The sequence below is a fragment of the Rhodococcus jostii RHA1 genome (assembly GCF_000014565.1).
Classification (GTDB): Bacteria; Actinomycetota; Actinomycetes; order Mycobacteriales; family Mycobacteriaceae; genus Rhodococcus_F; species Rhodococcus_F jostii_A.
Window position 1 is genome coordinate 1,830,697 of the sequence record NC_008268.1, and the last position, 23,843, is coordinate 1,854,539.

The following is a 23,843-nucleotide window of genomic DNA, read 5'->3' on the forward strand; positions in this document are numbered from 1 at the left end:
TACAACGGTATTTTCACAATGCGAAAAAGGTTCACCCTGAGTTTTTCCCTACCGGAACGCGGGAAATGCGGTTCCGGCCCCCGCACCGATCCGCGCCGCGACGCCGCGCATCGGCGGCACGATCTCCCGCACCAGTTCGTCGGTGAGTCGCCGGCGCAGCGCCTGGACCCCCAATGCGCCGCGGGGCCGTCCCTCGGGGTCGAGAACGGGAACCGCGACGGCGAGGATGTCCCGGTTCTCCGAGGAGAAGGCCGCGGCGTACCCCAGCCGCCGGACCCGTTCGAGGTCGGAGGACGCCGTCACCGAACTGCTTCGCCGTGCGGACGCCGTCCCGAACGCCAGGATCGCCATTCCCATCGCGCTGCTCTGCAGCGGTTGACGTGCCCCGGGCAGCTGATGCGTGCAGAACCGTTCGGGTGGGCGGGCCGAGAAGACGGTGACCGCGACGTCGTCCTTCGCGACCCCGAGACTGGTCGTCAGCTTCACACGCGCGGCGAGCGAATACAGGTGAGGGGCGAACGATTCGGCGTCGAGCCGCCCCAGCGACGGCAGGGCGAGGGAGATCAGGCTCGGCCCCACCCGATAGCAGTCGGTCCGCTCGTCACGCTCGAGTAATCCGCCGCGGACGAGGGCCTGCACGATGCGATACGCGGTGCTGACGGCCAACCCGGTGCGGGCGGCGAGCGCGCTGACGGTCAGGTCGGTCGCCCCCTCGAAGCAGGCGAGTACCGCGATCGCCCGTTCCACCGCCTGCGAGCCCGACCGCGGTGACGTCACGAGCCCCTCCTTACCGTCTGAACGAACTCAGGCCGAGCGTGCGGCGCCGTACTCGGGAAGCGGCACCGCGAAGCGCTCACGCAGGGTCTTCTCCGCGTATTCGTGACGGAAGAGCCCCCGCTTGCGGAGCAGGGGCACCACTTCGTCGACGAAGGTGTCGAGTCCGGACGGCAACGCGTCGGGCATCAGGTTGAATCCGTCGGCCGCCTCGGCACGGAACCACGCCTCGATGGTGTCGGCCACCTGATCCGGTGTGCCGATCACGGCGCGGTGCCCGCCACCGCCGTCCAACTCGCGAAGAAGCTGGGCCACGGTCAGATTCCGCTCGCGCGCCAGCCCGACCACTGATTCGCGGAACCCGAGGGAACCCGCGAACGTCGACGGGGGGCGGCCCGTCCAGCAGCGACGCCGGGATCGGCTGGTCTAGGTCGAGTTCCGCGAGCGGGACGCCGAGGGTCAGACTCAGCCGGTCCCAGCCGAACTTCGCCGGGACGTGGGCGCGGAGCTGTTCGTGTCGCGCGACGGCCTCCGCTTCGGTCGAGCCGATGACCGTGATCAGCCCGGGCAGGATCTTCACGTCGTCGGGGTTGCGGCCGGCCGCCCGCGCCACGTCCTTGACGTGCTTGTAGTGTCTGCGCCCGGCGTCGAGCGTCAGCTCCGCGGAGAAGACGCCGTGTGCGGTGCGGCCGGCGAGGTCACGCCCGGCGGGTGACCCGCCCGCCTGGATGAGCGGCGGCTGCCCCTGCTCCGACGGCGGCACCTGCAGCACGCCGTCGACGTCGAAGAATTCGCTGTGATGAGACACCGGGACACCGCTCCGGGCGCTCTCCCACAGCGCGGTCACCACACCGACGAACGCCTCGGCACGGCGATAGCGGTAGTCGCGGTCCGGAATCTGGTCGAATCCGAAATTGGCTGCGGCCGTCGGCGAATACGTGGTGACCACGTTCCACGCCACCCGGCCGCCGCTCAGGTAGTCGAGGGACAGGAAGCGTTCGGCGAGATCGCGCGGGTCGTTGAACGTGGTGGAGGCGGTCCCGATCAGGCCCAGGTTCTCGGTGGCCGTCGCCACGGCCGCCAGGATCACCGACGGTTCCAGCGCCCGGGTCGGCTTCACCCGGGGGTTCTCCCAGAAGCCGGGACCGTCGGCGAGGAAGAACGCGTCGAGGGTGCCACGCTCGGCGATCTGCGCGATCCTGGTGAAGTGATCGAGGTCGACGAACGAGTGCGCGTGCACGTCGTCGAGCGTCCACGCTCCGGGGGCGATTCCCACGTCGAGGACGTTCACGTTGAGCACCAGTTGGCGTCGGGATCTACTCACGGCAGTGCCTTCCGAATCAGAAGAATCCGGTGTCGGGAAGCGGGGTCTCGTTGACCACGAGGTCGCCGATCACCCGCGCCTTGTACACCGTCGGGTTGTGGGAGAACAGGGTTCGCAGGTTGCGCCAGTGCCTGTCCAGGTGCGCCGACTCCCGGGTGGCCGAGGCGCCGCCGACCTCGAACAGCCGGGTGGCCGCCCGGAGCGCGATGTCCTCGATGGCCACCTTCACCTTGGCGGCCAGTACCGCGGCCTCCTGCTCGAGCCTCGTGTCGACGCCGGAGGTGCGCGCGACGTCCGCGGCCACATCCTGTGATGCGGCGGCCGCCCGGACCACGGACTCCGCCGCGAAGGCAGCCGCCGAGAGGGTTCCGACGATCTCGAGCAACTGCGGGTCGTGCCGTGGTTCTTCGGCGACTGCAAACACGAAGCTGCGCTTGCGGCCGCGGATCAGCTCGGCGGACTCGGTCGTGACGGTGCGGAGGATGCCCGCCGCGATCGCGTGCAGATACAACTGGGGAAGCGCCTGCCGCGGCCGGGTCTCCTCGTCGCCACCGCGGAACGGCAGCGTCTCGGACTCCTCGACGGCGACGTTCTCGAACACCGTCGTCCCGCTGCCGGTGTGGCGCTGGCCGATTCCGTCCCAGTCGTCCTTGTGGACGATCCCGGCCCGGTCGGCGGGAACGATGGCGCTGAGCACCTTGCCGTCCGGGAGGTTGGCGGAGACCCGGATGAAATCGGAGTACAGCGAACCGGTGCTGTAGAACTTGACCCCGTTCAGGCGGTATCCGCCGGGATCCGGTGTCAGAGTGGATTCGAAGCTGTAGGAGCCGACGGCGCGGGTGCTCAGTTCCGACGACGCGCCACCGAACAGTGTGCCCGACAGGATCTCCGGCAACCATGCGTCCTTGCGCTCCGTGCGTGGGGCCCGCAGCACTTCCTCGACGAACGCGTAGTGGACCCGGACGATGTGTGGCACATCGGGATCGGCCTCGGCGAGGTCGATCACCAGATCGAAGAGATCCTGCAAGGTGTAACCACCGCCGCCGTGTTCCCGCGGCACCCGCACGGCCCCGAGCCGGTGTTCGCGGATCAACTCGACGGCCCGTCGCGGGCCCTCGGTCCCGCCACGGGTGCGCCGCCGCGCGGCGTCCTCGGCGATCTCGGCGATCACGGCCGCCAGCTCGGCGGAGCCGCGGGCAGGCGGACGCACCGCCTCCGGCGCGGGGGCCTCGGATACCGCTGTCATGGTGAATCTCCTGTCTTCGGTGGAATGCTCAGCTGACCGGGAAGGCGCTGCGGCCGCCGGACAGTACGGTCTCCGCCGTCTGCAGGCCCAGGCGGTCACGCAGGGTGCGCCGCGGGTCCTGGAGGATCGGCTCCCGCCGCACCGCGTCGAGCAGGGCGGGCAGGGTTGCCGTGGTGGCCCCTCGGAAGACCACACCGTCGGCCTCCGTCGCCAGCGTGGAACCGCCGCCGGGCGCCCAGTGCCGGTCGGTCAGTACCACCTGGTCACGGGCGGCATCGGGGTCGAAGTGCGCTCGATAGCGGCGCACCGCATCCTCGTCCGCGAGGATCACGGCGTCGGCCGTGCGCCGCGCCGCCACCAGTTCGGCCTCGTTCGCGGGGCGCCAGAACACGGGCGGCTTGCGTTGCGGTGGCTCGGGGACGTTGAGCGGGCCCGACACGGAGAACGTACCCGCATGATCGATGTAGACGATCCGCTCGGATTCCGCGAAGATGCCGCGCTCGGCGTCGTCGACGATGCTGTCGGCCGGCCAGCTCTCCCACAACTTCCGGACGACCGACACGGCATCGACCGCGGCGTCCACCGGGCCCGAACCGATCAGCCATCCGGCCCTGCCGTGGGATCCGTGATCGAGCGAGCCGAGGCGGCGCGCGAGATTGAACGGGTGATCGCGGACGGGAGCACCGGCCACCACCAGTCCGACCGACGTCGTGTGGCGAGCCAGGACGGTGGCGGCCACGGTCGCATCGATCGTCGCGTGACTCGACTGCCCAGCGTCCAGGCGGTCACCGCCGAGAACGACGAAGTCGATTCCCGACTCGTCGATGCCGCGCCCGAACTCTTCTCGCCGCGCCGGCTGCCTCGGGTCGAGCAGTTCGGTGACGACTGCGGCATCAACGTGCAGTCCGACGACGGAATGTCGGCTCATGACGGTTCCCCTTTCCGCGATAGTCGTTACCTTCCCAGAGCATCGCTCACGGGACGAGCGTTGCGCTCAGTCTGATTCTGGACTGTGTCGACATGAAACTTTGTGTCCCCCATGATCAGTCAGTTGCGTTCCGTCACGTGTCGTAGAACCAGGGCACGGAGTTGGCCGCGTTGCCGAAGTCGTGGATGTGCGGAGCGACGGCGAATATCTGGGTATCCAGCAGCAGGGGGATCGTGTAGGCGCTGTCGATCACGTGATCCTGGATCTGTTCGATCAACGCGATCCGCTCGGCCCGGTCCGTCTCGGTGACCTGCGAACGGAGCAGGCCGTCGAGATACGGGTCGGCGCCTTCGAGCTGGAACAGATCCCCCTGGTCGCTGTCGTAGTTCTGGCTGCGAAGTTTTCCTGCCCGGCAACCGTAGGCCGTCGACCGCCCGTTTTCCGAGTCTTCCGCTCGTCTTGATTTCAACGACATTTCTAAATGTCTGGCGGACAGAGCTATTCGAGCCATTTTCACCTACCGGGAATCGAACGAGACGCGCAGGTTTCGTGTTCCGCTCACGCTGCGGAGAAGGCTGTACGACACACCGACGCGGGCCGTAACGTCACCCGTGTGATCACCGTCTGGATCATCGCGGGCGCGTTCCTCCTGTTCCGTGGGGTTCCGGGCGTCCTCGCGCTGTGGAGATCCCGGTCGTGGACCGGGTCCGAGTGCTCGGTCGTCGACGTACGGCCGTCGATCACCTACTCGTATCGGGTCGGAAGCGACGAGTTCGTCGGTCAGCGGCGGACATTCGATCCCGGATCGACGCTCGGCGCCTCGCTGTCCGATGGGGGTAGGGGCGAATTCGTTGTCGGACAGTCTCTCTGGCTGTGGTATGACCCGCGGAATCCGCGGTCCAGCGTTCTCCGGCGCAGTGCGTCCGTATCGATGTTGCTGGTGATCCTGGGACTGACGTCCCTGACCCTCGCGGCATCCACCCTCTTCTCAGGAGATACCCCTTGACATCACGACAGCAGACCCACGAATCGACAACGGGAGACCTCCGATGAGTGTGATCCAGCGCAGCAGGACCTTCCATGGGCTCGCACTCGGTGAGCGTCTGCTCGTCGACGCCATTCGCCGCGGCCGGATCGACGAACTCGGCGCATTCATCACCCGCACGGGCGCGGACTTCGTCCTGCTCGGCGTCGAGCGGGTGTCGCGGACCGCTCCCCGGCCCACCGCCGCCCTGTCGCCCAGCGTGTCCGCCGCAGCACTGATCGCCGCCACCGACGACGTCGGTGTGTTCGTCACCGCGGTTCCCCACCTCGACCACCCGTACAACCTGGCTCGCCGGCTCGCATCGCTCGATCACACCAGCCGCGGCCGGGTCGGCTGGCTCACCGGTGTGGAGGACCGATCGGCGCCGGGAAACCTGGCTTCGGCGGGGGTGTGGATCGATGCCGGACCGAGTCCCGCAGCCACGACCGATGCGATCCACGCCTCCCGCACGCTGTGGGAGAGCTGGCCGGCCGACACGATCCGTGGACGCCCGCACGACGTGCGTTTCGCGGATTCCGACCGGATCGTCTACGCCGACCACCGCGGGGTCTTCGACATCGCCGGCCCCCTCAACGTCCCCACCCCGCCGCAGCAGAAGATTCCCGTCGCGTGGTGGGCGCAGGACGGCGATGACATCGTCTCCGCCGCCGAGGTTTCCGACATGGTCGTGCTGGACGGCAGCCAGGTCGACCGTCACGGGCGGGCTGTGCGCGAACGCGCCTTGCTGTTCGTCGTCGACGATCCCGACGCCACCGAGGTGGACGGTCACATCGCGACCGTCACCGACCTCGACGCCGGGTTCGCCGCGTGGCCGAGGCCGGCGCGGCCCCGCGGGTACCGGCAGCGGTCGCTCCGGGCGACGCTGCGGCTGCCCGATCCGGCGCCGGCGCCGGCCCACCGCCGTCCCGTCTATCCGGGCGCGCAGAACTAGCCGCCCTTCCGATCAAGTCGATTCTTAGGCATGACTTTCCGTTTACTCACGCCTATCGTTTCGGGAATCCACCGGCCCGTCCGCGGGCCGGGATTTTCCGTCCCGACGGCCGACCCGAGGTGCCGTCATCCGACACAGGTGGTTCAGCATGATCGAAGTCCGTTCCGTCACGAAACGATTCGGGAAGGGATCCCGTTCCGTCGAAGTGCTCCACGACATCGACTTCTCCGTCGGCACCGGCCAGATCGCGGCGGTGATCGGCCAGAGCGGTGCGGGCAAGACCACGCTGTCGCGCATCATCAGCCTCCTGGAGCGCCCGTCCGAGGGTCGCATTCTGCTCGACGGCACCGACGTCTCGGGACTGTCCGAACGCCGGCTCCGGGATCAGCGTCGCGCGATCGGCACGATCTTCCAGGCGTCGAGCCTCCTCGCCCGTCGCACGGCGGCCGAGAATGTGGCCCTGCCTCTCGAATTCGCCGGTGTGGGCCGCTCCGAGCGGCGGGCACGGGTGGCGGAACTGCTCGGGCGGGTGGGATTGTCCGACAAGGCCGACCTCTACCCCCGGCAGCTGTCCGGCGGGCAGCGGCAACGGGTGGGGATTGCCCGCTCGCTGGCACTCGCTCCGAAGGTCCTGGTGTCGGACGAGGCGACGTCGGGGCTCGATCCCAATACCACGCGATCCATCCTCGCGTTGCTACGCGAACTGCGCGACGACCTCGGGCTGACGATCGTGCTGATCACCCACGAGATGGATGTCGTCCGGCAGGTCGCGGACGTCGTCACCGTCCTCGACGCGGGGCGGGTGGTGGAATCGGGCCCGGTGATCGAACTCCTCCGCGATCCGCACTCCGAACTCGGCGTCGGGCTCCTCCCCGATCGTTCCCACATCACCGCGGAGGACCGGGACGTGCTCTGGCACGTCACCTACGGCTCCGACACCGTCCCCACCAACTGGATCGAGCTTCTCGGCAAGGCCACAGGCCGGTCGATCGGCGTGCTGTCCGGGACCGTGGAATCGGTCGGCGGGCGACCGGCGGGGCGGGTCACCATCTCGGTGGCCGGTGAGCATCCGTCCGTCGGCGACCTGCTGTCGTCGTGGGGCCTGCACGGAACCCGGGTCGACGACGACGCATCCGCGCGCACCACCGAGGAGGCCGCGGCATGAGCGCCCCGGGCAGTGTCGTTCTCGCCATCTCGACTCCGGTCGAGGAACTTCCCGAGCTGTTCCTCCCCGCCCTGCAGCAGACCGTGCAGATGGTCGGGATCACGGTGATCCTGGCGATCCTGCTGGGCACTCCGCTGGCGGTCATCCTGCACAACACCGCTCCCAGCGGGCTCTTCCCCAACCCGGCGGTCAACGCGGTGGCGGGCTGGGTGGTCAACCTCGGTCGATCATTACCCTTCCTGGTGCTGATGGCCGCCATCATTCCGTTCACCCGGTTCGTCGTCGGCACCTCGCTCGGGGTGCAGGCGGCGGCGGTTCCGATGACGCTGGCCGCGACACCGTACGTCGCGCGGTTGATCGAGAATTCGCTGCGGGACGTTCCCCCCGAAGTGGTGGAAGTGGGCCGGGCCTCGGCCGGGTCGAATTTTCAGATCATCCGCAAAGTGCAACTCCACGAGGCGGTTCCGACCATCATCGGCGCTCTGACCATCGCGCTGATCGGCATCCTCGACATGTCGGCGATCGCGGGAGCAGTGGGCGCAGGCGGCATCGGCAACCTCGCCATCGCCTACGGCTACAACCGATTCGACAACACCGTGATGATCACGACGGTCATCGCTCTCGTGGTACTGGTCCAGGTCATCCAGCTCGTCGGCGATCTGGCCGCCCGCCTCACCAACCGGCGCTGAGCCTTCCTTCACATTCACTAAGATCAGAGGACAACACTCATGACGACTCGACCCCGCTCGGTGACGCGCGCCCGTGCTGTGGCGGCAGGCGGACTGACGGCCACCCTGCTTCTCCTCCTCACCGCGTGCGGCGCGGCCGGGGGCAACGACCGAACCGAGGGTGACGGCCCGCAGACCACGTTCAAGATCGGATACACCGCCGGATCGATCCTGGACGAGAAGCTCGCCAAGGAAGTCGCGAAACTCGCCCCCGACCACGGCATCACCGTCGAACCCGTGCAGATCGAGGATTCGAAGCTCAAGAATCTCGCGGTCTCCCAGGGCGACATCGACGCCAACCACAGCCAGCATCAGGAGTGGATGCGCGTGCAGAACGAGGACGGCAACCTCGGACTGTATGCGGCCGGAGACTGGTACGTCCTCAAGTTCTCGGGATATTCCGAGAAGTACGGCAAGCTCGAGGATCTCCCGAAGGGCGCGAAGGTCGCCATCCCCGACGACCCGTCGAATCAGGCGCAGGCACTGCAGACCCTGCAGGACCTCGGCCAGCTGACCCTGAAGGACGGTGTCGACCCGTCGCGCGTGACCATCCGCGACGTGAAGGACAACCCGAAGTCGTTCGAGTTCACCGAGGCCGCGCTTGCGCAGTTGCCGCGCACGCTGCCCGACGTCGACCTGGCACTGGGCTGGCGGTCCAACTTCGACCTCGCCGACGTCCCCGACGACAAGATCGTCTTCAACGCCCCCGCGTACGAGTTGTACTGGATCGAGGTCGTCATCAACGAGAAGAACAAGGACAACCCCGACTTCGCGCCGCTGCTCGACACCTACCACGACCCGCGGATCGGCCAGCTCATCGACAGCGACCCGTTCTTCTCCCGGGTGGCGCAGAGCATCGAATCGGCGCGAGCCACCGACCGCAGCCAGACCAACGTCGACGGCGCGGCCGCGAAGCCGGCCGGCTGATGCCCGCGCAACGAGAGGTCATCCTCAACGTCAACGTGCTGGACGTGGGTTTCCACCCGTCCGCGTGGCGGGCTCCAGACCTGCACCCGACGTCGTTCATCGACCCGGACTACTACACCGAGGTCGCGAAAATCGCCGAGCGCGGCACCCTCGACGCGCTGTTCCTCGCGGACGGTCCTGCGCTCCGCGAGGATCCCGCCGTCAAGCCGACGCGGGCCCTCGAACCCACCACCGTGCTCGGGGTGGTGGCGAGCGCGACGGAACACCTCGGGCTGATCGGCACGGCGTCGACGACGTTCAACGATCCGTTCGATCTGGCGGACCGATTCCTCTCCCTCGACGTCGTGTCCGGCGGACGGGTGGCGTGGAATGTGGTGACCACGTTCCACGCCGCGACCGCCCACAACTTCGGTCTCTCCCGGATTCCCGACCGCGAGTCGCGGTATCGCCGGGCCACGGAGTTCGTGGACGTCGTCACCGCGCTGTGGGAATCGGCGACGACCCGGGTCCCGGTGCACCACGACGGGGAGTACTTCCACGTTCACGGCGCACTGCCCGTGCCGCCGTCGCCGCAGGGCCACCCCCTGCTCGTGCAGGCCGGCGGCTCCCCGCAGGGCCGCGCGCTGGCAGGACGCAGCGCCGACGCGGTGTTCTCGGCGGAGCTCACGCTCGACTCCGGGCGTCAGCACTACCGGGACGTGAAGGATGTCGCCCGCGCAGCCGGTCGGGATCCCCAGGCGGTGAAGATCCTTCCCGGGCTCGTCACGGTGGTGGGTAGCACCGAGACCGAGGCGATCGCCCGGTACGAGGACTGGGAATCCAAGGCCGCCGACGGTTTCTCCGCTGAACGGCTCGGCGGCATGCTCGGCGTCGACCTGAGCTCGCTCGACCCGGACCGGCCGATCCCGGAGGAGTTGCTTCTCGCCCCGGTCGATCCGTCGTTCTCCGGCTCGCTCGGGTTCCGGGAGGCCGTCGTGCGGCTGGCACTCGAGAGCCGGTACTCGGTGACCGAACTGCTTCGCAAGGCGGGCGGCTTCGGCCACCGGCTGGTCGTCGGCTCACCCGAACAGATCGCCGACACCATCGAGGAATGGTTCCTGGCGCGCGCGGCGGACGGATTCAACCTGATGCCGGACGGATTTCCCTCCGGGCTCACCGATTTCGTCGATCACGTCGTGCCGATCCTCCGCGCGAAGGGGATCTTCCGGTACGAGTACGCCGAATCCACCCTCCGCGAACGCTTCGAGGGTGCTCCGCTCCCCGTGAGCGGTTAGGTTCAGCGCGCTAGCCGACGCGGGTGTCGTACGTGTTTCTGTTGGCGAGCACCTCGTCCATATGCGCCTCCGCCCACGCCTTGATCCCGCGGATGACGGAGTGGAGCGAGAGCCCGAGGTCGGTCAGCTCGTAGGTGACCGTGACAGGCACGGTCGGCGTCACCGTGCGGGTGAGCAGGCCGTCGCGTTCGAGGGAGCGCAGCGTCTGGGTGAGCATCTTCTGGCTGACTCCGGCCAGCCGGCGGGACAGCTCCGAGTAGCGCATCCGCCGCGGCTCGCCGGCGCAGTCTTCGCCCGGGTGTGGGCCGTCGCTGCCCAGCGCGGCCAGGACCAGCGTCACCCACTTGTCGGAAATCCGGTCGAGGAGCTGGCGGCTGGGACAGGTCGCCAGGAACGCCTCGTACTCCACCTTCGCGTGCGCCCGCTCCTGGGCCGCCGTCGTTGTCGGCATCGACCGCTCCTTCCCGTGCGGTGACATACGCACTCTGAAGTGCGTACTTCCCATTGGAGAGTAACCCCTCCATCGTGGAGATGCAGCACCAATCCGGGTCCACAGGAGGCAACATGTCCACCACCTTCCGCACCGCCATCGTCCGCACCCCCGGCGGTCCCGACTCCATCGAGATCATCGACGTACCCGTCGTCGAGCCCGGGCCGGGCCAGGTCCGGGTCGAGATCGCGGGGGCCGCGGTCAACCCCGTCGACCTGGCGCTGACCGCCGGGGTGTTCCACCGGCTCGGGCTGATCGACCAACCCGACCACACCGGCCTGGGCTGGGACTTCGCCGGAACCGTCACCGCGGCTGGTCCGGACGTGGACATCCCGGTCGGCGGCCGCGTCGCGGGGCTGGTCGCCGGGTTCGACCGCGACTTCGGCACGTACGCCGAGCAGCTGATCGTCGCGGCGAGCGACACCGCTCCCGTGCCGGACGGCCTCGACCTGGGCACCGCCGCAACGGTTCCGCTCAACGGCCTCGCTGCAGACCAGCTGGTCGATCTGCTCGGTGACGGTGGCGGCCGGAGCCTGCTGGTGACCGGGGCCGCGGGAGCGGTCGGGGCGTACGTCGTGACGCTCGCCCAGGACCGCGACTGGCGGGTCACCGGACTCGCCCGCGCCGAAGACGAGAAATTCGTGCGCGGCCTCGGTGCCGACTTCACCACGCAGACAGCGCGCGCCTGGGACGCGGTAGCCGACTGCGCCGCACTCCAGGAACAGGGCCTCACACTGGTTCGCGACGGCGGCCTCTTCGTCGGCGTGCAGCCGGGCGCGGCGCCGGCCGAGGAACGCGGCGTCACCGTCCGGGTGCTGGTGGCGCAGCCCGACGGTGCCCGGCTCGCCCAGCTCCTCGACTCCACCGCGAGCGGCCACCTGCCGGCGCGGGTGCACGCCGTCGTACCGCTCGATCGGGTGGCCGACGCCCACCACGCGGTCGCGCGGGGCGGCGTACGCGGGAAGTACGTCCTTCAGCCCTGATCGTCGCCATCCCGGCCGCAACGTTCCAGGGATGGCGCTCGACTTTCCGCAATGATTGACGGCATGGAGAACACGAGCGCCGCACCATGCGGCACCGTCCGCGAGTCCTACTCGGCCAGAGCCCAGGAGTACACGGACCTCTTCGGCTCCATGACTTCGACACACCCCTCCGATCGGGCCCTGGCGAGCAGCTGGGCCGCCACCCTGACAGGTCCCGTCCTCGACGCCGGGTGTGGTCCGGGGCAGTGGACGGACTTCTTGGCCGAGTGCGGACTGGCGGCGAGCGGGATCGATCTGGTTCCCGAGTTCGTCGAACGAGCTCGCCTGCAGTATCCCGACCTCTCCTTCGACATCGGCGGCTTCGAGACAGTGGACGCCGCGGACGAATCACTCGGTGGTGTGCTGTCGTGGTACTCGCTCATTCACCACAGTCCGCAGGACATCCGGACTCCGCTCGCCGAGTTCGCGCGCGTGATTCGGCCGGGCGGCGGGCTGTTGGTGGGCTTCTTCGAAGGAGTAACCGTAGAGGCTTTCGACCACGCCGTGACCACTGCCTATCGGTGGCCGGTGGCGGAACTCGGCCAGGAGTTGGTCACGGCCGGCTTCGAGGTGATCGAGACCCATACACGAACGGGGAGCGGCCACAGGCCGCACGGCGCAATCACCGCACTCCGGCAGCACACCCTGTGAGACCCCTTCTCGGACTGGAGAATTGCTACCCGGTTTGCCGGAGGCCGGTACGGGCAAGGCAGATGTCGGCAAGCTCGTCGAGCGACAGGGGAAGCACCCGGGCGAGGGCCGCGACGGTCGTGAATGCGGGTGTCGCCATCCGCCCGGTCTCGATCTTGCGCAGAGTCTCCGGGGAGATCCCCGCCTCCTGCGCAACCTCGGCGAGGGTGCGATCACCGCGCGCCTGCCGTAGCTGAAGACCGAGGCGCTTACCTGCGGCCAGCTGTTCCGGAGTCAGAGGAAGACGCACCATGCGAGCAGTCTAACTCCGCAGCGGTATGAAAATACCTACACACCGTCTAGAGTGGTATTTTAATACCGATTTTGGCCTATCAGGAGGAGTAGTTGGTGCTGGAACTGAAAACACCACGGGAGATCGCTGCGATGGACGTCACCGGCACGTTCATCGCCGAGTTGCTCGACGATCTCGAACACCGCGCGGTCCCGGGAGTGAATCTGCTCGAGCTCGAAGAACGCGCCCGCCAGTTGATCGCCCAGCGCGGCGCGACGTCGTGCTACTGGGACTACGCGCCGTCGTTCGGGCGCGGACCGTTCCGCAACGTCATCTGCCTGTCGGTCAACGACGCTGTACTCCACGGCCTGCCGCACGATTACGTGCTGCAGAACGGGGACCTGCTGAGCATGGATATCGCCGTGTCCATCGACGGGTGGGTCGCCGATTGTGCCCGCAGCATCATCGTCGGTGATCCACGACCCGAGGACGAACGCCTCATCGCAGCCACCGAGAAGGCCCTGACAGCCGGCATCGCCGCCGCGGTACCCGGCAACCGGTTGGGCGATATCTCTGCCGCGATCGGCGCGGTCGCCGCCGAGTACGGGTACCCGGTCAACACCGAGTTCGGTGGTCACGGGCTCGGGCGAACCATGCACGAGGATCCGCACGTGTCGAACACCGGACGGGCGGGCCGGGGACTCACACTGCGCCCGGGGCTGACGCTCGCCCTCGAACCGTGGTTCGCCGCCGGCACGGACAAGATCGTCTACGACCCCGACGGGTGGACCATCCGCTCGGCGGATGGATCGCGCACCTCGCACAGCGAACACACCATCGCGATCACCGACGGCCCGGCGCTCGTGCTGACGCGCCGCGAACACGTCGCGGCATCTGCACTGTGATCAGTGGCGTCAGCGCCCGGTGGCGCCGAGGTCGTCGGAGCGTCCGGATTCCAGCGGGACCATTGCGCTGTGGGCCGTCCGTCGGTGCGCATGATTTCCCTCGTGCCGGGCTCCCAATGCTGGGGCCAACCGCTCGGCGAGTCCTCCCACGTTTCCTGACGGCCGTACGCGGTCATGTCGAGCAACCCGTACGTCGGAGCCATCGGTTCCAGACCGACGCGGCGAGCACGGACTGGCCGCAGATCGCGATCCTGGACCCCGCCACCGGTCTGGTCGGCCCGCACGGGCCGGTCCCGCTGCTGGACGTGTTCGAGGGCCGCAGCCAGTTGATCGCGTACTTCCACGTGTGGCACGCCGGCCACCACGCGGCCGAACAATGTGAGGGCTGCACATTCTTCAACGGAACCCCTGAACCTGGGGATATCTGCGACAGGACAACAGGGTGTTCGAGACGTTCTGCAAGGAGAACGTGGACGATGACCGATCTGATGGAGTTGTTCCGGCACTGGCATGCCGGCCGGTCCTAGCTGCAGATCTCGACGGCCCTGGGAATCGACCGCAAGACCATCCGGAATACCTGGCACCCGCGTTGGCGGCCGGACTGACGCCCGGCAAGGGCGGCAAGTTCGACGAGGCGCTCTGGCGGGAGCTGATCGCCGGGTAATTCCCGGAGGTCGGCGACCGGCAGATCCTCCCACCAAGCGTCTACATAGATCTCATACTTCCTACCACTGACGTGGCTGGCGTGGGAGATGTATGTACTTCACGGCTACCCGTAACTCGCTGCGGTGTTGCGGGTTCTACCGTGTCCCACACCGACGCTTGTGGCGCAGGAACAATCTTTATCTGGTTCACCCCCACCGGCGGTGTCGCGGCGGGAGCACTACGACGGACACGGCGATGCCGCGGCCGGCTCGGAGTGGGACTCTTCTTGTCGCGGCATCGGCGCACCGGCGCATGCTCGATCACCCGGATCTGCGGATTCGCCCCGCGCTTCCGAATGACTTGTCCGCGCCCCAGCAATGCCCGTTTGGCCAGGTTCACGGCCGCCACATGGTCACGATTTCCGCCGACTGTGCACCGCACACACCAGGCCCGGTGGTAACCACCCGGCCGCGTGAGCGGTTCGTCGCAGCCCGGACACAACGCCGAGGATCCGCGTGCGGGCACGGACACCACCGTCACACCGACACCGGCGACGGTGTGGGTGAGAGCGTCGACGGCTTTGCGGCGGGCTGATTGCGCTGCCCGATTGTTGTTCACGCGCCCGTGCCCGCGGGTTTCGAGGGTGGTGAGGTCTTCCACCGCGATCACCGTCGCCCCCGCCGCGGCGGCGTAGTCGGTGACCTGGCGGCCGAAGTGAAACGCCAGTTCCCGGTTGATCTTTCCCCGTTTGACGCCGACAGCGGTTCGGTGCCCGTCGAGGACGGCGATCTTCGCGTCGAGTTGTGCTTGGACCTCGGGGGGGTGCGGTCGCGGCCAGCTGGGTCAAGCGAGCAGCTTTGCGGTGCAGCAGTTGACCTTCGGTCTGTAGGCGGGCCAGCTTGATCCCGAGGCCTCGGTCGTCGTAGGTCCAGCCCCGGTAATTCGACGACAACCCGGCCGGGTCCTCTGCCACGATGGCAGCGGCACCGAGTGTGGACGGGGACCAGTCCACGCCCACCGCCGTCGTTCCCGATCTCATATCCGCGGCGGGGACCGTGTCGGTGACGGTGAGGTGTGCGAGTTGTCGATCCGCTGCGGAAAGCCGAGCCATCGCCGAGGTCTGGGGTGGCGCTTGCACGTCGGTGATCCGCAGGCGCTCCTCTGCCGGGCCGGCGGTGCGGTGTGAGCGCGCGGTGAGCTGCCGCACCACACCTCGAGCGGATCCGGGCGGGACGTACTCCGCGGCCGTCGTGGGTGCGGCGATGCGGCCGGTGGCCGGGTCGAACCGGGCCGACAGTGCCGTGATCGCGGTGTCTCGGTATGACAGAGCCCGCAAAGTGCCTACCGCCTGCGCGGTCACCACCCGCGTGACATGCGGGTCCAGCCCAGACGCGCAGCAGCGACATGACCGTGCATCGGCAGTTTCCGGCCGTGGCTGTCACATCCGGCGGCGAGGACATCGAAGGTGGCCGGGTGCCACAGCCGCGACAGCAGGTGCGCTTCGGCGCCCCAGATCAGGCCGAGCATCCACCCGACACGAACGTCGACGTCGTCGAGCCCGATCGGCGCACCGGTCGCGTCATCGACAGCCAGGTAGGGGCGGGTGGTGAACGAGAACTGCCGCAGCGCAGTGAATCCGGCATCGGCCATCAGCTAGCACCTCTCCCACCGTGCCGGCGCATCGCCGAAGAAGCCGACGTTGACTCCGCTTCGACCACAATCGGTGAAGCGGCCGGAAAACGACGCGAGCACTGCCATGAAGTCATCCAACAGCTCCTCTACCAGCGACGTGTCCCCAAGTTCACGCCGGGCCTCGACCTTAACGCCGACCACCGACAGGTAACGCTCGATCCACGCCACCGGCAAACCGCGCCAACCGATCCCGCCACACCACTCGCAGCACCGTGAAATGACCCTGGCTGCGTCGTCGAGCATCCGATTCAGTCCCGGCCGGGTCTCCCGCAGACCTGAACCGCGATCGGTGTAGACCCGGTACACGGTGCCGGTGGCACTCTCACGCAGCATCTTCTCCTGATTGGCGAGCGAGGATTTTTGACCGGTCGAGCCGGACTCCCGGCAGTACAACGCTTCCGCCTGTCGGCCCGAACACTCTCCGGTGAAGGTCGACCCAGGTAGACGTCGAGATCCTCCCGATCGAAGACTCGCTGACCGAACCTGTACGCCGAGAAAGTAACCTGCCCTCCGACGCGGCCTTCCGGACCCCCACCACCGACATGTTCAGGTATGCCGCCGCCTCGCCGATGCGCACGATCCGATGGCAACAGGACGAATGAGGAAGTATGAGATATTCCGTCAACAGTTGGGAGCCTGATGCACCGGATCCGCCTCGAGCTCCTCGTTCGTCGGCGATACCGACTCGTCGTCGCAGATCAGTAGCACGTACTTCATACCTGCGATTTTGCCCGACCGGTGTCACGGCGGGCGCCGGATCGGCCTACGCCGGCGTCCGGACGACGGTGAGCGCGGACTGCCGGCGCAGGGTGAAGCCGAGGCTTTCGTACAGGCGGATCGCCGTCGTGTTCGCCTGCGCGGCGTGCAGGAACGGTCTTTCCCCGCGGGCGCGGATCCCTGCTCCGACGGCGCGCACCAGCCGGGCACCGAATCCGCGTCCCCGGAAACGCTCGTCGGTGCAGACCGCGCTGATCTCCGTCCACCCGGGTGGATGCAACCGCTCGCCCGCCATGGCCACCAGTTGGCCGTCGACACGAAAACCGAGATACGTCCCCATCTCGATGGTCCGCGGAAGATACGGTCCGGGCCGGGTGCGGCCGATCAGGTCCAGGATCTCGGGGACATCCGACGCGCCGAGAACGTCGGCATCCGGGTCCGGTGCGACGTCCAGTGCGGTGCCGTCCATCTGCACCAGGCCGAACGAGTCCACGACCTCCCAGCCCTGAGGCGGGGTGTGCCCGAATCCGCGTAGCGCGGCCGTCGCCGACGGCCCGAGCAGTGCCGCGAGATCCGCCCAGTCCTCGTCCACCAATGTCGCCGGATGACCGATGTGCGGCGCGACGTCCGGGTGGTACCGCGCCACCCTGCCGGACCATTTGGCGAAATGCGCGTGCTTACCGCGCAGGGATTCACGGATGGCGTCGTCCAGGGGATGAACGTCCGTATCGGCCGGCGCCGTCAGTTCAGTGGTCATCTCACCCCGTGTCAGGACGCGACGGTGCGCAACCAGCGGAACCGGCTGCGGTGGAACACGATCGGCTCGATCTCCGACTGCACCCTCAGTTCGTTGATCCGCAGGACCACGATCGCGTGATCTCCCGCGGGCACCTGCTGGGTGACGGTGGTGTCCAACCACACCGACGCTCCGCCGATGAACAGCGCTCCGCCGTCGGTGGTTTCGGTGTCGAGGCCCGCGAACCGGTCGCCGGTCTTCGCGGCCAGCACACGGGCGGCGGCGTCGTGCGCCTCACCGAGCACGCTGATCCCGACGTGGGCGAGGCGCTCGAGTTTCGGCCACGTGGTGGACATGTTCTGCACGCAGAACGCGACCAGCGGCGGCTCCAGCGACACGGGCACGAACGTGCTCGCCGCCATCCCGACGCGCTCACCGTCGACTTCGGCGCAGACGGCGACGACGCCGCTCGGGAAATGTCCGAACGCCTCCCGGAGCGAAGTCTTGTCCAGTGTGCCGTCTGCCTGCGTCATGAGAGTTCCGTCCGGGTCCGGGCCGCCGCGGTGAGGATCGAACCCCACCGCTCGGCGTAGTCGGCGATGCGCGTGTCGGTCGTGTAGGTGGTGTCGATGAGGTACAAACCGGGAGCGGGGGCCGTTGCGCCGAGTTCGACGAGCACCGGCTTGAGCAGCAGGTCCGGCGCCATGGCGTGCGCAGGCCCGGCCCCGAGCATCAGCGGCACCACCACGACGTCCTTCAGGCCGTCTCCGGTCGCGAACTGGTCGAGGAACAGCTTCAGCACGCCGGTGTACGACGCCTTGAACGTCGGGCTGGCGAACACGACGAGGTCCGACGACGCCACCGTCTCCACGGCCGCCGCGACCTTGTCGTCACCCCATCCGAGCAGACCCGCACCGAGTTCGATCACGTCGACCGTGGAATCCGCGGCGGCACCCGTGACCGCGGTCGCGACCAGACCGGCTGCGTCCAGCGTCCGTGAACCGGGCTTGGGATTGCCCGCCACTACCGTTACCTTCATTGCTTCATCACCTCTCGCGTGTCTACCCCGCCACCCTAGAGCACTCGGTGGTTCCGGTCGAATACTGCAGGGCAGGAACGGAAGTCGCGACACGACCCTTCGAATCACGGCGATCCAAACCATTCCGCGCAACTCCCGGAGGCGCTACATTGCCAGTGGCCACACTCCGTGGTCATCCGATCGATCGTGGGGATTTTCCGTGAAGTTCAGCCGTTCTCTCGCCCTTGCCGCCGTTCCACTCCTGGCGGCACTGACAGCGTGCTCCGGTGGATCCGGGAGCGCCGACGGCGACACGGTCCGGATCGGAACCACCGAGGCCAGTGACCGCTCGTGGGAGATCTTCGAGGACAAGGCGAAGGACGCGGGTATCACGCTCGACGTCGTGAACTTCTCCGACTACTCGCAGCCGAACATCGCCCTGTCGCAGGGGCAGATCGACGCCAATCTCTTCCAGCACCTGCAGTTCCTCGGCGAGTACAACACCGGCGCGGACGACGACCTCACCCCGATCGGCGCCACCCAGATCGTGCCGCTCGGCCTGTACTCGCAGAAGCACCAGAGCCTCGCCGACATTCCGCAGGGCGGCGAGATCGCGATCCCCAACGACCCCAGCAACCAGGCTCGTGCCCTGTTCGTGCTGAAGGGCGCCGGCCTGCTCGCGCTGACCGGCGACAACCCGTCCCCCACTCCCGCCGACATCGACACGGCTGCGTCCAAGGTGAAGGTGACCCCGGTCGACGCCGCCCAGACGGCGCTGTCGCTCGCATCCGTCGACGGCGCGATCGTCAACAACACGTTCCTCGAGCGTTCGGGCATCGACCCCCAATCGGCTCTCTACAAGGACGACCCGTCCAGCCCGGCCGCCGAGCCGTACATCAACACGTTCGTCACCCGCGCCGAGGACAAGGACAACGCGACGTACCTCGAACTCGTGAAGATCTGGCACGACCCCGAGATCCAGGCCGCCGTGCGCGAGGAGTCGAAGGGAACGTCCGTCGAGGTGGAACGCGACGGCGCCCAACTGCAGCAGATCCTGTCGCGGGTCGAAGAGGGAATCCGTTCGGCCAAGTAGATGACACCGATCGTCCGATTCGAATCCGTCACGAAAACCTTCTCTTCGGGAAAGAAGACGCTCACCGCTGTCGACGCCGTGGATCTCACCATCGAGAGGGGTGAGATCTTCGGGGTCATCGGCTACTCGGGGGCCGGGAAGAGCACGCTGGTTCGGCTGATCAACGGCCTGGAACGCCCGACGAGTGGGCGCGTCGTCGTCGACGACGTCGACATCACCGCGCTGTCGGAATCGAAACTCCGGCACGTGCGCGCGAAGATCGGAATGATCTTCCAGCAGTTCAACCTGTTCCGCTCGCGGACCGTCGCCGGGAACGTCGCCTACCCCCTCGTCGTGGCCGGCTGGCCACGACAGAAGCGCCGCGAGCGCGTCGCCGAACTCCTCGAGTTCGTGGGCCTCTCCGACAAGGCGCGGGCCTACCCCGACCAGCTGTCCGGCGGACAGAAGCAGCGTGTCGGGATCGCCCGCGCGCTCGCGACGTCGCCGGACCTGCTGCTCGCCGACGAGTCCACCAGCGCCCTGGACCCGGAGACCACACAGGACGTACTCCGCCTGCTCCGCAAGGTGAACCGGGAACTCGGGGTCACCATCGTGGTGATCACGCACGAGATGGACGTCGTCCGGGCCGTCGCGGATCGTGTCGCCGTGCTTGCGGAGGGTCGCGTCGTGGAACTGGGCACGGTGTTCGACGTCTTCTCCGAACCCCAGGCGCCGGCGTCGAAGAGCTTCGTGAGCACGATCCTGCGCAACCGCCCGGAGCCCGCCGACCTGGAACGGCTGCGGTCGCGTTTCGGTGGCCGGATCGTCACCGCCGACGTGCGGGACGGCAGCCGGATCGGCGACGTCCTCTCCGACGCGGGCGGGCACGGCGTCCGGTTCGAGATCGTCTACGGCGGCATCACCACCCTGCAGGACCGCTCGTTCGGCAGTCTCACACTCGAACTCGTCGGTCCGGACGACGGCGTCGACGACGTGATCCGCCGGTTGCGGACCGTCACCGACGTCGAGGAAGTACAGGCATGACCACGAACTGGGACAAGCTGCGCCCCGTACTGTTCGAATCCATCGGCACCACCATCTACATGGTGGTGATCACTCTGGTGGTCGGCGGGCTGATCGGGCTCGTGGTGGGCACGCTGCTGTACGCCACGCGGAAGGGCGGGATTCTCCAGAACACGGCCGCCTACACGGTGCTGAACATCCTGGTGAACATCGTCCGGCCGATTCCGTTCATCATCCTGCTCGCCGCACTGGGTCCCGTGACCCTCGCCGTGGTGGGCCGGACCATCGGAACCGAGGCCGCGATCTTCGTGATGATCATCGCGTCGTCGTTCGCCATCGCACGCATCGTGGAACAGAATCTGGTGACCGTCGACCCCGGCGTGATCGAGGCTGCCCGCGCGATGGGCGCGGGACCCCTGCGGATCATCGTCACCCTGCTGATCCCGGAAGCCCTGGGCCCGTTGATCCTCGGCTATACGTTCGTTCTCATCGGCATCGTCGACATGTCCGCGATGGCGGGGACGATCGGCGGCGGCGGGCTCGGCGACTTCGCCATCGTCTACGGTTATCAGCGATTCAACTGGCAGGTGACTCTCGTCGCCACCCTCGTCATCATCCTGCTCGTCCAGGCCTCCCAGTTCTTCGGCAACTGGCTGGCGCGAAAGGCGCTGCGCCGCTGACCCGTGAGTACTTGTCAACCGCGGGCGGTTAACAAGTACTCACGGGAGGCGGAGCCTCAGTTCGCGGCGACGTTCCCGCGTCACCGCGCCACCGCTCAACGTGGGAGCAGATCCGACGAGGAGCGCGGTGTAGGGGTGCTGGGGATCGGAGATCACCTGGTGCGTGGGGCCGTCCTCGACGATGTTGCCGCGGTACAGCACGACGATCCGGTCGACCAGCGCCGCGACCGCCCCGAGGTCGTGCGAGATGAACAGCTGAGCGAGTTGCCGCGAGTGCCCGAGTTCGGTGAGCAGCTTCAGGATCTGGATGCGGTTGACCGAGTCGAGGGCGCTGACCGGTTCGTCGAGCAGCAACAGCGCCGGATCGAGGACGAGGGCCCTCGCGATCGCGATCCGCTGGCGCTGCCCACCCGACAGGTCGGCGGGAATCCGCGCCGCGATGTCGGCGTCGAGTCCGACACTGCTCAGTACCGCTGCCACCCGCGATTGCACGACGCCGCGGTCGAGTCCGCCCCGCACGAGCAGTCCCTCGGCGATCGACTCGCCCACCGGAACGTCCGGATCGAGGCTCAGCAGCGGATCCTGGAACACGTATTGCACGGTCCCCGTGCGGCGGTGCGCCCTGCGGTGCGCCGTGGACAGGTCGTCGACGCGCTGCCCGCGGATCTCGATCGTTCCGGACGTGGGAGTGATCAGACCGAGAATCGTGCGGGCCAGTGTCGTTTTCCCGGAGCCGCTTTCACCGATGAGTCCCACCTTCTCACCGGCATCGATGGTCAGGTCGACGCCGTGCAGGATCTGCTTGCGGGCCCCGCGGGCCCCGCGCTCCACCCGGACGGCGGTCATGCGCAGCAACGACTCAGACACGAGCCGCCTCCTTTCCGGTGATCGACTCGAGCCCGGACTCCCGATGGTTCTCGACGAGTTGGCGGGTGTACTCGTGCCGCGGCGCCGTGAGCAGGTCCTCCGCACGCCCGGACTCGACGACGGCGCCGTTCCGCATCACGATCACGCTGTCGCAGACCTGAGCCACCACGGCGAGGTCGTGGGAGACGAGGACGAGGGCGAGGCCCAGTTCGTCACGCAGGTCCTCGAGGAGGTCGAGCACCTCGGCCTGAACGGTGACGTCCAGGGCAGTGGTCGCCTCGTCCGCTATCAGGAGTTCCGGTTCCGCGGACACCGCGATCGCGATGAGCACCCGCTGGAGCATTCCCCCGGACAGTTCGTGCGGGTATTGGCGGTACACGGTGTCGGCGTCGTTCAGCCCCATCTTCCGTAACAGTTCGACGCCGCGCCGCCGGGCGTCCGCGCGCGACAGCCCGAGGGTCGACCGGAGTGCCTCGGCCAGTTGTTCACCGACCCGGATGGACGGGTTCAGATAGGACGCCGGGTCTTGGAACACCGCCGAGATGCGGGTACCCCGCAGCGGCCGCCAGTGTTTGCGACCGAGGTCGGTGAGTTCGATGCCGTCGAAATCGATCGAGCCTGCGGTGACGCCGATTCCGCCGGGCAGGATTCCGAGGATGGCCCGGCAGGTCAGCGACTTACCGCTGCCCGATTCGCCGACGATCCCGAGGGCTTCGCCGCGCGCGAGGGAGAAGTCGACGCCGTGGACCAGTTCGGGTCCATCGTCGAGTGCGATGCGCAGATCACTCACGGTGAGCACCGGCGTGCCGGGACGCGTGGTTGCGGGTACCGACGTGGCATCCAGTGTGTCAGTGGACATCCGAGGTGACCTCCTGTTTCCTGCGGGCGCGTCGTTGGGGTCGGCCGGTCGCATCCCGCACCGCGTCGGCGATGGCGTTGAGTGCCCATACGGTGGCCACGATCAACAGGGCGGGCACGACCGGGCCGAACGGAACCTGGTAGAGGTACTGCAATCCGCTGGCGAGGAGTCCGCCCCAGGTCGGGTCCGGCGGAACGACGCCGATCCCGAGGAACGTCAGCGAAGACACGATGACGAGGCTGGCTCCGGTCATCGCCGCGAACGTCACCCCCACCGCCGGCAGCACCTTACGCACTGCGTGGCGACGGATGATCCAGGACGTGTCGGCCCCCATCAGTTCGGCGGCCTCGACGTACTGGGAGTTCGCCACCGTCAGCGCCGCGGCACGGGTGACCCGGTAGAACGCGGGGGCGATGAGGATGCCGACCGCGAACATCGCCTGCGCGAGCCCGTTTCCGAGCAGCGCGGTCATCGCGACGGCGAACACGAGGAACGGCAGCGTGATGAGCGCATCCATCAAGCGGAGGGTGAACCATTCCACGCCGCGCCCGAGGTACACCGACAGGAAGCCCGGGATGACGCCGAGCAGGAATCCGACCACGACGCACTGCACTGCGGACAGCACCGACACGGTCGAACCCGCCAGCAGCCGGCTGAACACGTCCCGTCCGACGTTGTCCGTCCCGAGCCAGTGAGTTCCGCTCGGGCCCTGCAGGATTGCCGACGTGTCCTGCTCGAGCGGGTCGAACGGCGCGAGGGCGGGCCCGAAGACCGCGAGCAACACGATCAGCCCGAGAACGACCACCGCGGCGCGAGCGGAGTGATAGCGCAGGATTGCTGTGAGCATGGGATT

At 67.8% G+C, this 23,843-nt stretch carries 27 protein-coding genes and 2 pseudogenes; 14 read left to right on the plus strand and 15 right to left on the minus strand.

What is annotated here, in order from left to right; all coding sequences use genetic code 11:
* Positions 1-48 precede the first annotated feature (48 nt).
* The 5 genes and pseudogenes from RHA1_RS08405 to RHA1_RS08425 all read right to left on the minus strand — a co-directional run bounded on the left by RHA1_RS08405 (position 49) and on the right by RHA1_RS08425 (position 4,747).
* Entirely contained in the window at positions 49-777 is a 729-nt protein-coding gene (locus tag RHA1_RS08405) for an IclR family transcriptional regulator (RefSeq protein ID WP_011594665.1), read from the minus strand.
* A 27-nt stretch (positions 778-804) separates the two neighbouring features.
* Positions 805-2,098 (minus strand): annotated as a pseudogene (locus RHA1_RS08410) (LLM class flavin-dependent oxidoreductase).
* Between the two features lie 16 nt (positions 2,099-2,114).
* Positions 2,115-3,344, minus strand: a complete 1,230-nt coding sequence (locus RHA1_RS08415; RefSeq protein WP_011594667.1) for an acyl-CoA dehydrogenase family protein — start codon at positions 3,342-3,344, stop codon at positions 2,115-2,117.
* 28 nt (positions 3,345-3,372) lie between these two features.
* A complete protein-coding gene (locus tag RHA1_RS08420) occupies positions 3,373-4,272 on the minus strand; it encodes an LLM class flavin-dependent oxidoreductase (protein WP_011594668.1) in 900 nt (299 codons plus the stop codon).
* 133 nt (positions 4,273-4,405) lie between these two features.
* Positions 4,406-4,747, minus strand: coding sequence for a transporter (locus tag RHA1_RS08425; protein WP_050787267.1), 342 nt, complete (start codon positions 4,745-4,747; stop codon positions 4,406-4,408).
* A gap of 138 nt (positions 4,748-4,885) precedes the next feature.
* Between RHA1_RS08425 and RHA1_RS08430 the strand changes: the two genes are divergently transcribed.
* The 6 genes from RHA1_RS08430 (at position 4,886) to RHA1_RS08455 (ending at position 10,342) form a co-directional block, all read left to right on the plus strand.
* Entirely contained in the window at positions 4,886-5,278 is a 393-nt protein-coding gene (locus RHA1_RS08430) for a DUF3592 domain-containing protein (RefSeq protein ID WP_011594670.1), read from the plus strand.
* A gap of 43 nt (positions 5,279-5,321) precedes the next feature.
* Positions 5,322-6,248, plus strand: a complete 927-nt coding sequence (locus RHA1_RS08435; RefSeq protein WP_011594671.1) for an LLM class flavin-dependent oxidoreductase — start codon at positions 5,322-5,324, stop codon at positions 6,246-6,248.
* Positions 6,249-6,396: 148 nt separating this feature from the next.
* Positions 6,397-7,413, plus strand: a complete 1,017-nt coding sequence (locus RHA1_RS08440; RefSeq protein WP_011594672.1) for a methionine ABC transporter ATP-binding protein — start codon at positions 6,397-6,399, stop codon at positions 7,411-7,413.
* Positions 7,410-8,102 (plus strand): methionine ABC transporter permease, encoded by a 693-nt coding sequence (locus RHA1_RS08445; protein WP_011594673.1) that lies wholly within the window; start codon positions 7,410-7,412, stop codon positions 8,100-8,102. The genes RHA1_RS08440 and RHA1_RS08445 overlap by 4 nt, the downstream gene beginning before the upstream one ends.
* 39 nt (positions 8,103-8,141) lie before the next feature.
* Positions 8,142-9,068, plus strand: coding sequence for a MetQ/NlpA family ABC transporter substrate-binding protein (locus RHA1_RS08450; RefSeq protein WP_011594674.1), 927 nt, complete (start codon positions 8,142-8,144; stop codon positions 9,066-9,068).
* Positions 9,068-10,342: an LLM class flavin-dependent oxidoreductase gene (locus RHA1_RS08455; protein WP_011594675.1), complete on the plus strand. Its 1,275-nt coding sequence runs from the start codon at positions 9,068-9,070 to the stop codon at positions 10,340-10,342. The genes RHA1_RS08450 and RHA1_RS08455 overlap by 1 nt, the downstream gene beginning before the upstream one ends.
* A gap of 10 nt (positions 10,343-10,352) precedes the next feature.
* On the opposite strand, the gene RHA1_RS08460 is transcribed toward RHA1_RS08455, so the two are convergent.
* Complete coding sequence (locus RHA1_RS08460; RefSeq protein WP_009474439.1) at positions 10,353-10,793, minus strand: winged helix-turn-helix transcriptional regulator; 441 nt, start codon at positions 10,791-10,793, stop codon at positions 10,353-10,355.
* Positions 10,794-10,906: 113 nt separating this feature from the next.
* Between RHA1_RS08460 and RHA1_RS08465 the strand changes: the two genes are divergently transcribed.
* On the plus strand, positions 10,907-11,815 hold the full coding sequence (locus tag RHA1_RS08465; RefSeq protein WP_011594676.1) for an NADP-dependent oxidoreductase: 909 nt from the start codon (positions 10,907-10,909) through the stop codon (positions 11,813-11,815).
* Positions 11,816-11,878: 63 nt separating this feature from the next.
* Positions 11,879-12,505: a class I SAM-dependent methyltransferase gene (locus RHA1_RS08470; RefSeq protein ID WP_193384928.1), complete on the plus strand. Its 627-nt coding sequence runs from the start codon at positions 11,879-11,881 to the stop codon at positions 12,503-12,505.
* A 25-nt stretch (positions 12,506-12,530) separates the two neighbouring features.
* On the opposite strand, the gene RHA1_RS08475 is transcribed toward RHA1_RS08470, so the two are convergent.
* The gene (locus tag RHA1_RS08475) at positions 12,531-12,797 is read right to left on the minus strand and encodes a helix-turn-helix domain-containing protein (RefSeq protein WP_009474442.1); all 267 of its coding nucleotides are present in this window, start codon (positions 12,795-12,797) and stop codon (positions 12,531-12,533) included.
* 95 nt (positions 12,798-12,892) lie between these two features.
* Here RHA1_RS08475 and map point away from each other — a divergent pair, with 95 nt between their 5' ends.
* The 3 genes from map to RHA1_RS08485 all read left to right on the plus strand — a co-directional run bounded on the left by map (position 12,893) and on the right by RHA1_RS08485 (position 14,345).
* The gene (map, locus tag RHA1_RS08480; protein WP_011594678.1) at positions 12,893-13,681 is read left to right on the plus strand and encodes a type I methionyl aminopeptidase; all 789 of its coding nucleotides are present in this window, start codon (positions 12,893-12,895) and stop codon (positions 13,679-13,681) included.
* 116 nt (positions 13,682-13,797) lie between these two features.
* On the plus strand, positions 13,798-14,208 hold the full coding sequence (locus tag RHA1_RS53525) for a DUF899 family protein (RefSeq protein WP_011594679.1): 411 nt from the start codon (positions 13,798-13,800) through the stop codon (positions 14,206-14,208).
* The gene (locus RHA1_RS08485) at positions 14,124-14,345 is read left to right on the plus strand and encodes a hypothetical protein (RefSeq protein WP_009474445.1); all 222 of its coding nucleotides are present in this window, start codon (positions 14,124-14,126) and stop codon (positions 14,343-14,345) included. Before RHA1_RS53525 ends, RHA1_RS08485 begins: the two co-directional genes overlap by 85 nt.
* Positions 14,346-14,386: 41 nt before the next feature.
* Here the strand turns inward: RHA1_RS08485 and RHA1_RS08490 are convergent.
* The 5 genes and pseudogenes from RHA1_RS08490 to RHA1_RS08510 all read right to left on the minus strand — a co-directional run bounded on the left by RHA1_RS08490 (position 14,387) and on the right by RHA1_RS08510 (position 18,510).
* Positions 14,387-15,976 (minus strand): annotated as a pseudogene (locus RHA1_RS08490) (zinc ribbon domain-containing protein).
* A gap of 3 nt (positions 15,977-15,979) precedes the next feature.
* A complete protein-coding gene (locus RHA1_RS51680) occupies positions 15,980-16,411 on the minus strand; it encodes a recombinase family protein (RefSeq protein ID WP_237726864.1) in 432 nt (143 codons plus the stop codon).
* Positions 16,412-16,781: 370 nt separating this feature from the next.
* Positions 16,782-17,492: a GNAT family N-acetyltransferase gene (locus tag RHA1_RS08500; protein ID WP_011594685.1), complete on the minus strand. Its 711-nt coding sequence runs from the start codon at positions 17,490-17,492 to the stop codon at positions 16,782-16,784.
* Between the two features lie 11 nt (positions 17,493-17,503).
* Positions 17,504-18,004: a flavin reductase family protein gene (locus RHA1_RS08505; RefSeq protein ID WP_011594686.1), complete on the minus strand. Its 501-nt coding sequence runs from the start codon at positions 18,002-18,004 to the stop codon at positions 17,504-17,506.
* A complete protein-coding gene (locus tag RHA1_RS08510; protein WP_029539406.1) occupies positions 18,001-18,510 on the minus strand; it encodes an NADPH-dependent FMN reductase in 510 nt (169 codons plus the stop codon). Before RHA1_RS08510 ends, RHA1_RS08505 begins: the two co-directional genes overlap by 4 nt.
* A gap of 199 nt (positions 18,511-18,709) precedes the next feature.
* On the opposite strand from RHA1_RS08510, the gene RHA1_RS08515 reads away from it, so the two are divergent.
* The 3 genes from RHA1_RS08515 to RHA1_RS08525 are packed head-to-tail and all read left to right on the plus strand — an operon-like array spanning position 18,710 to position 21,264.
* Positions 18,710-19,582, plus strand: a complete 873-nt coding sequence (locus RHA1_RS08515; protein ID WP_011594688.1) for a MetQ/NlpA family ABC transporter substrate-binding protein — start codon at positions 18,710-18,712, stop codon at positions 19,580-19,582.
* Complete coding sequence (locus tag RHA1_RS08520) at positions 19,583-20,605, plus strand: methionine ABC transporter ATP-binding protein (protein WP_011594689.1); 1,023 nt, start codon at positions 19,583-19,585, stop codon at positions 20,603-20,605.
* The gene (locus RHA1_RS08525; protein ID WP_005252476.1) at positions 20,602-21,264 is read left to right on the plus strand and encodes a methionine ABC transporter permease; all 663 of its coding nucleotides are present in this window, start codon (positions 20,602-20,604) and stop codon (positions 21,262-21,264) included. The genes RHA1_RS08520 and RHA1_RS08525 overlap by 4 nt, the downstream gene beginning before the upstream one ends.
* 39 nt (positions 21,265-21,303) lie before the next feature.
* Here RHA1_RS08525 and RHA1_RS08530 read toward each other — a convergent pair whose 3' ends face one another.
* Genes RHA1_RS08530 through RHA1_RS08540 form a run of 3 tightly spaced genes read right to left on the minus strand, consistent with a single transcriptional unit; the run spans position 21,304 to position 23,837 of the window.
* Positions 21,304-22,131 (minus strand): ABC transporter ATP-binding protein, encoded by an 828-nt coding sequence (locus RHA1_RS08530; RefSeq protein ID WP_011594690.1) that lies wholly within the window; start codon positions 22,129-22,131, stop codon positions 21,304-21,306.
* Positions 22,124-22,990 carry an ABC transporter ATP-binding protein gene (locus tag RHA1_RS08535; RefSeq protein ID WP_011594691.1) on the minus strand — a complete coding sequence of 289 codons (867 nt, stop codon included), beginning with the start codon at positions 22,988-22,990 and terminating at the stop codon, positions 22,124-22,126. Before RHA1_RS08535 ends, RHA1_RS08530 begins: the two co-directional genes overlap by 8 nt.
* Complete coding sequence (locus RHA1_RS08540; RefSeq protein WP_011594692.1) at positions 22,980-23,837, minus strand: ABC transporter permease; 858 nt, start codon at positions 23,835-23,837, stop codon at positions 22,980-22,982. The genes RHA1_RS08535 and RHA1_RS08540 overlap by 11 nt, the downstream gene beginning before the upstream one ends.
* Positions 23,838-23,843: the final 6 nt, after the last annotated feature.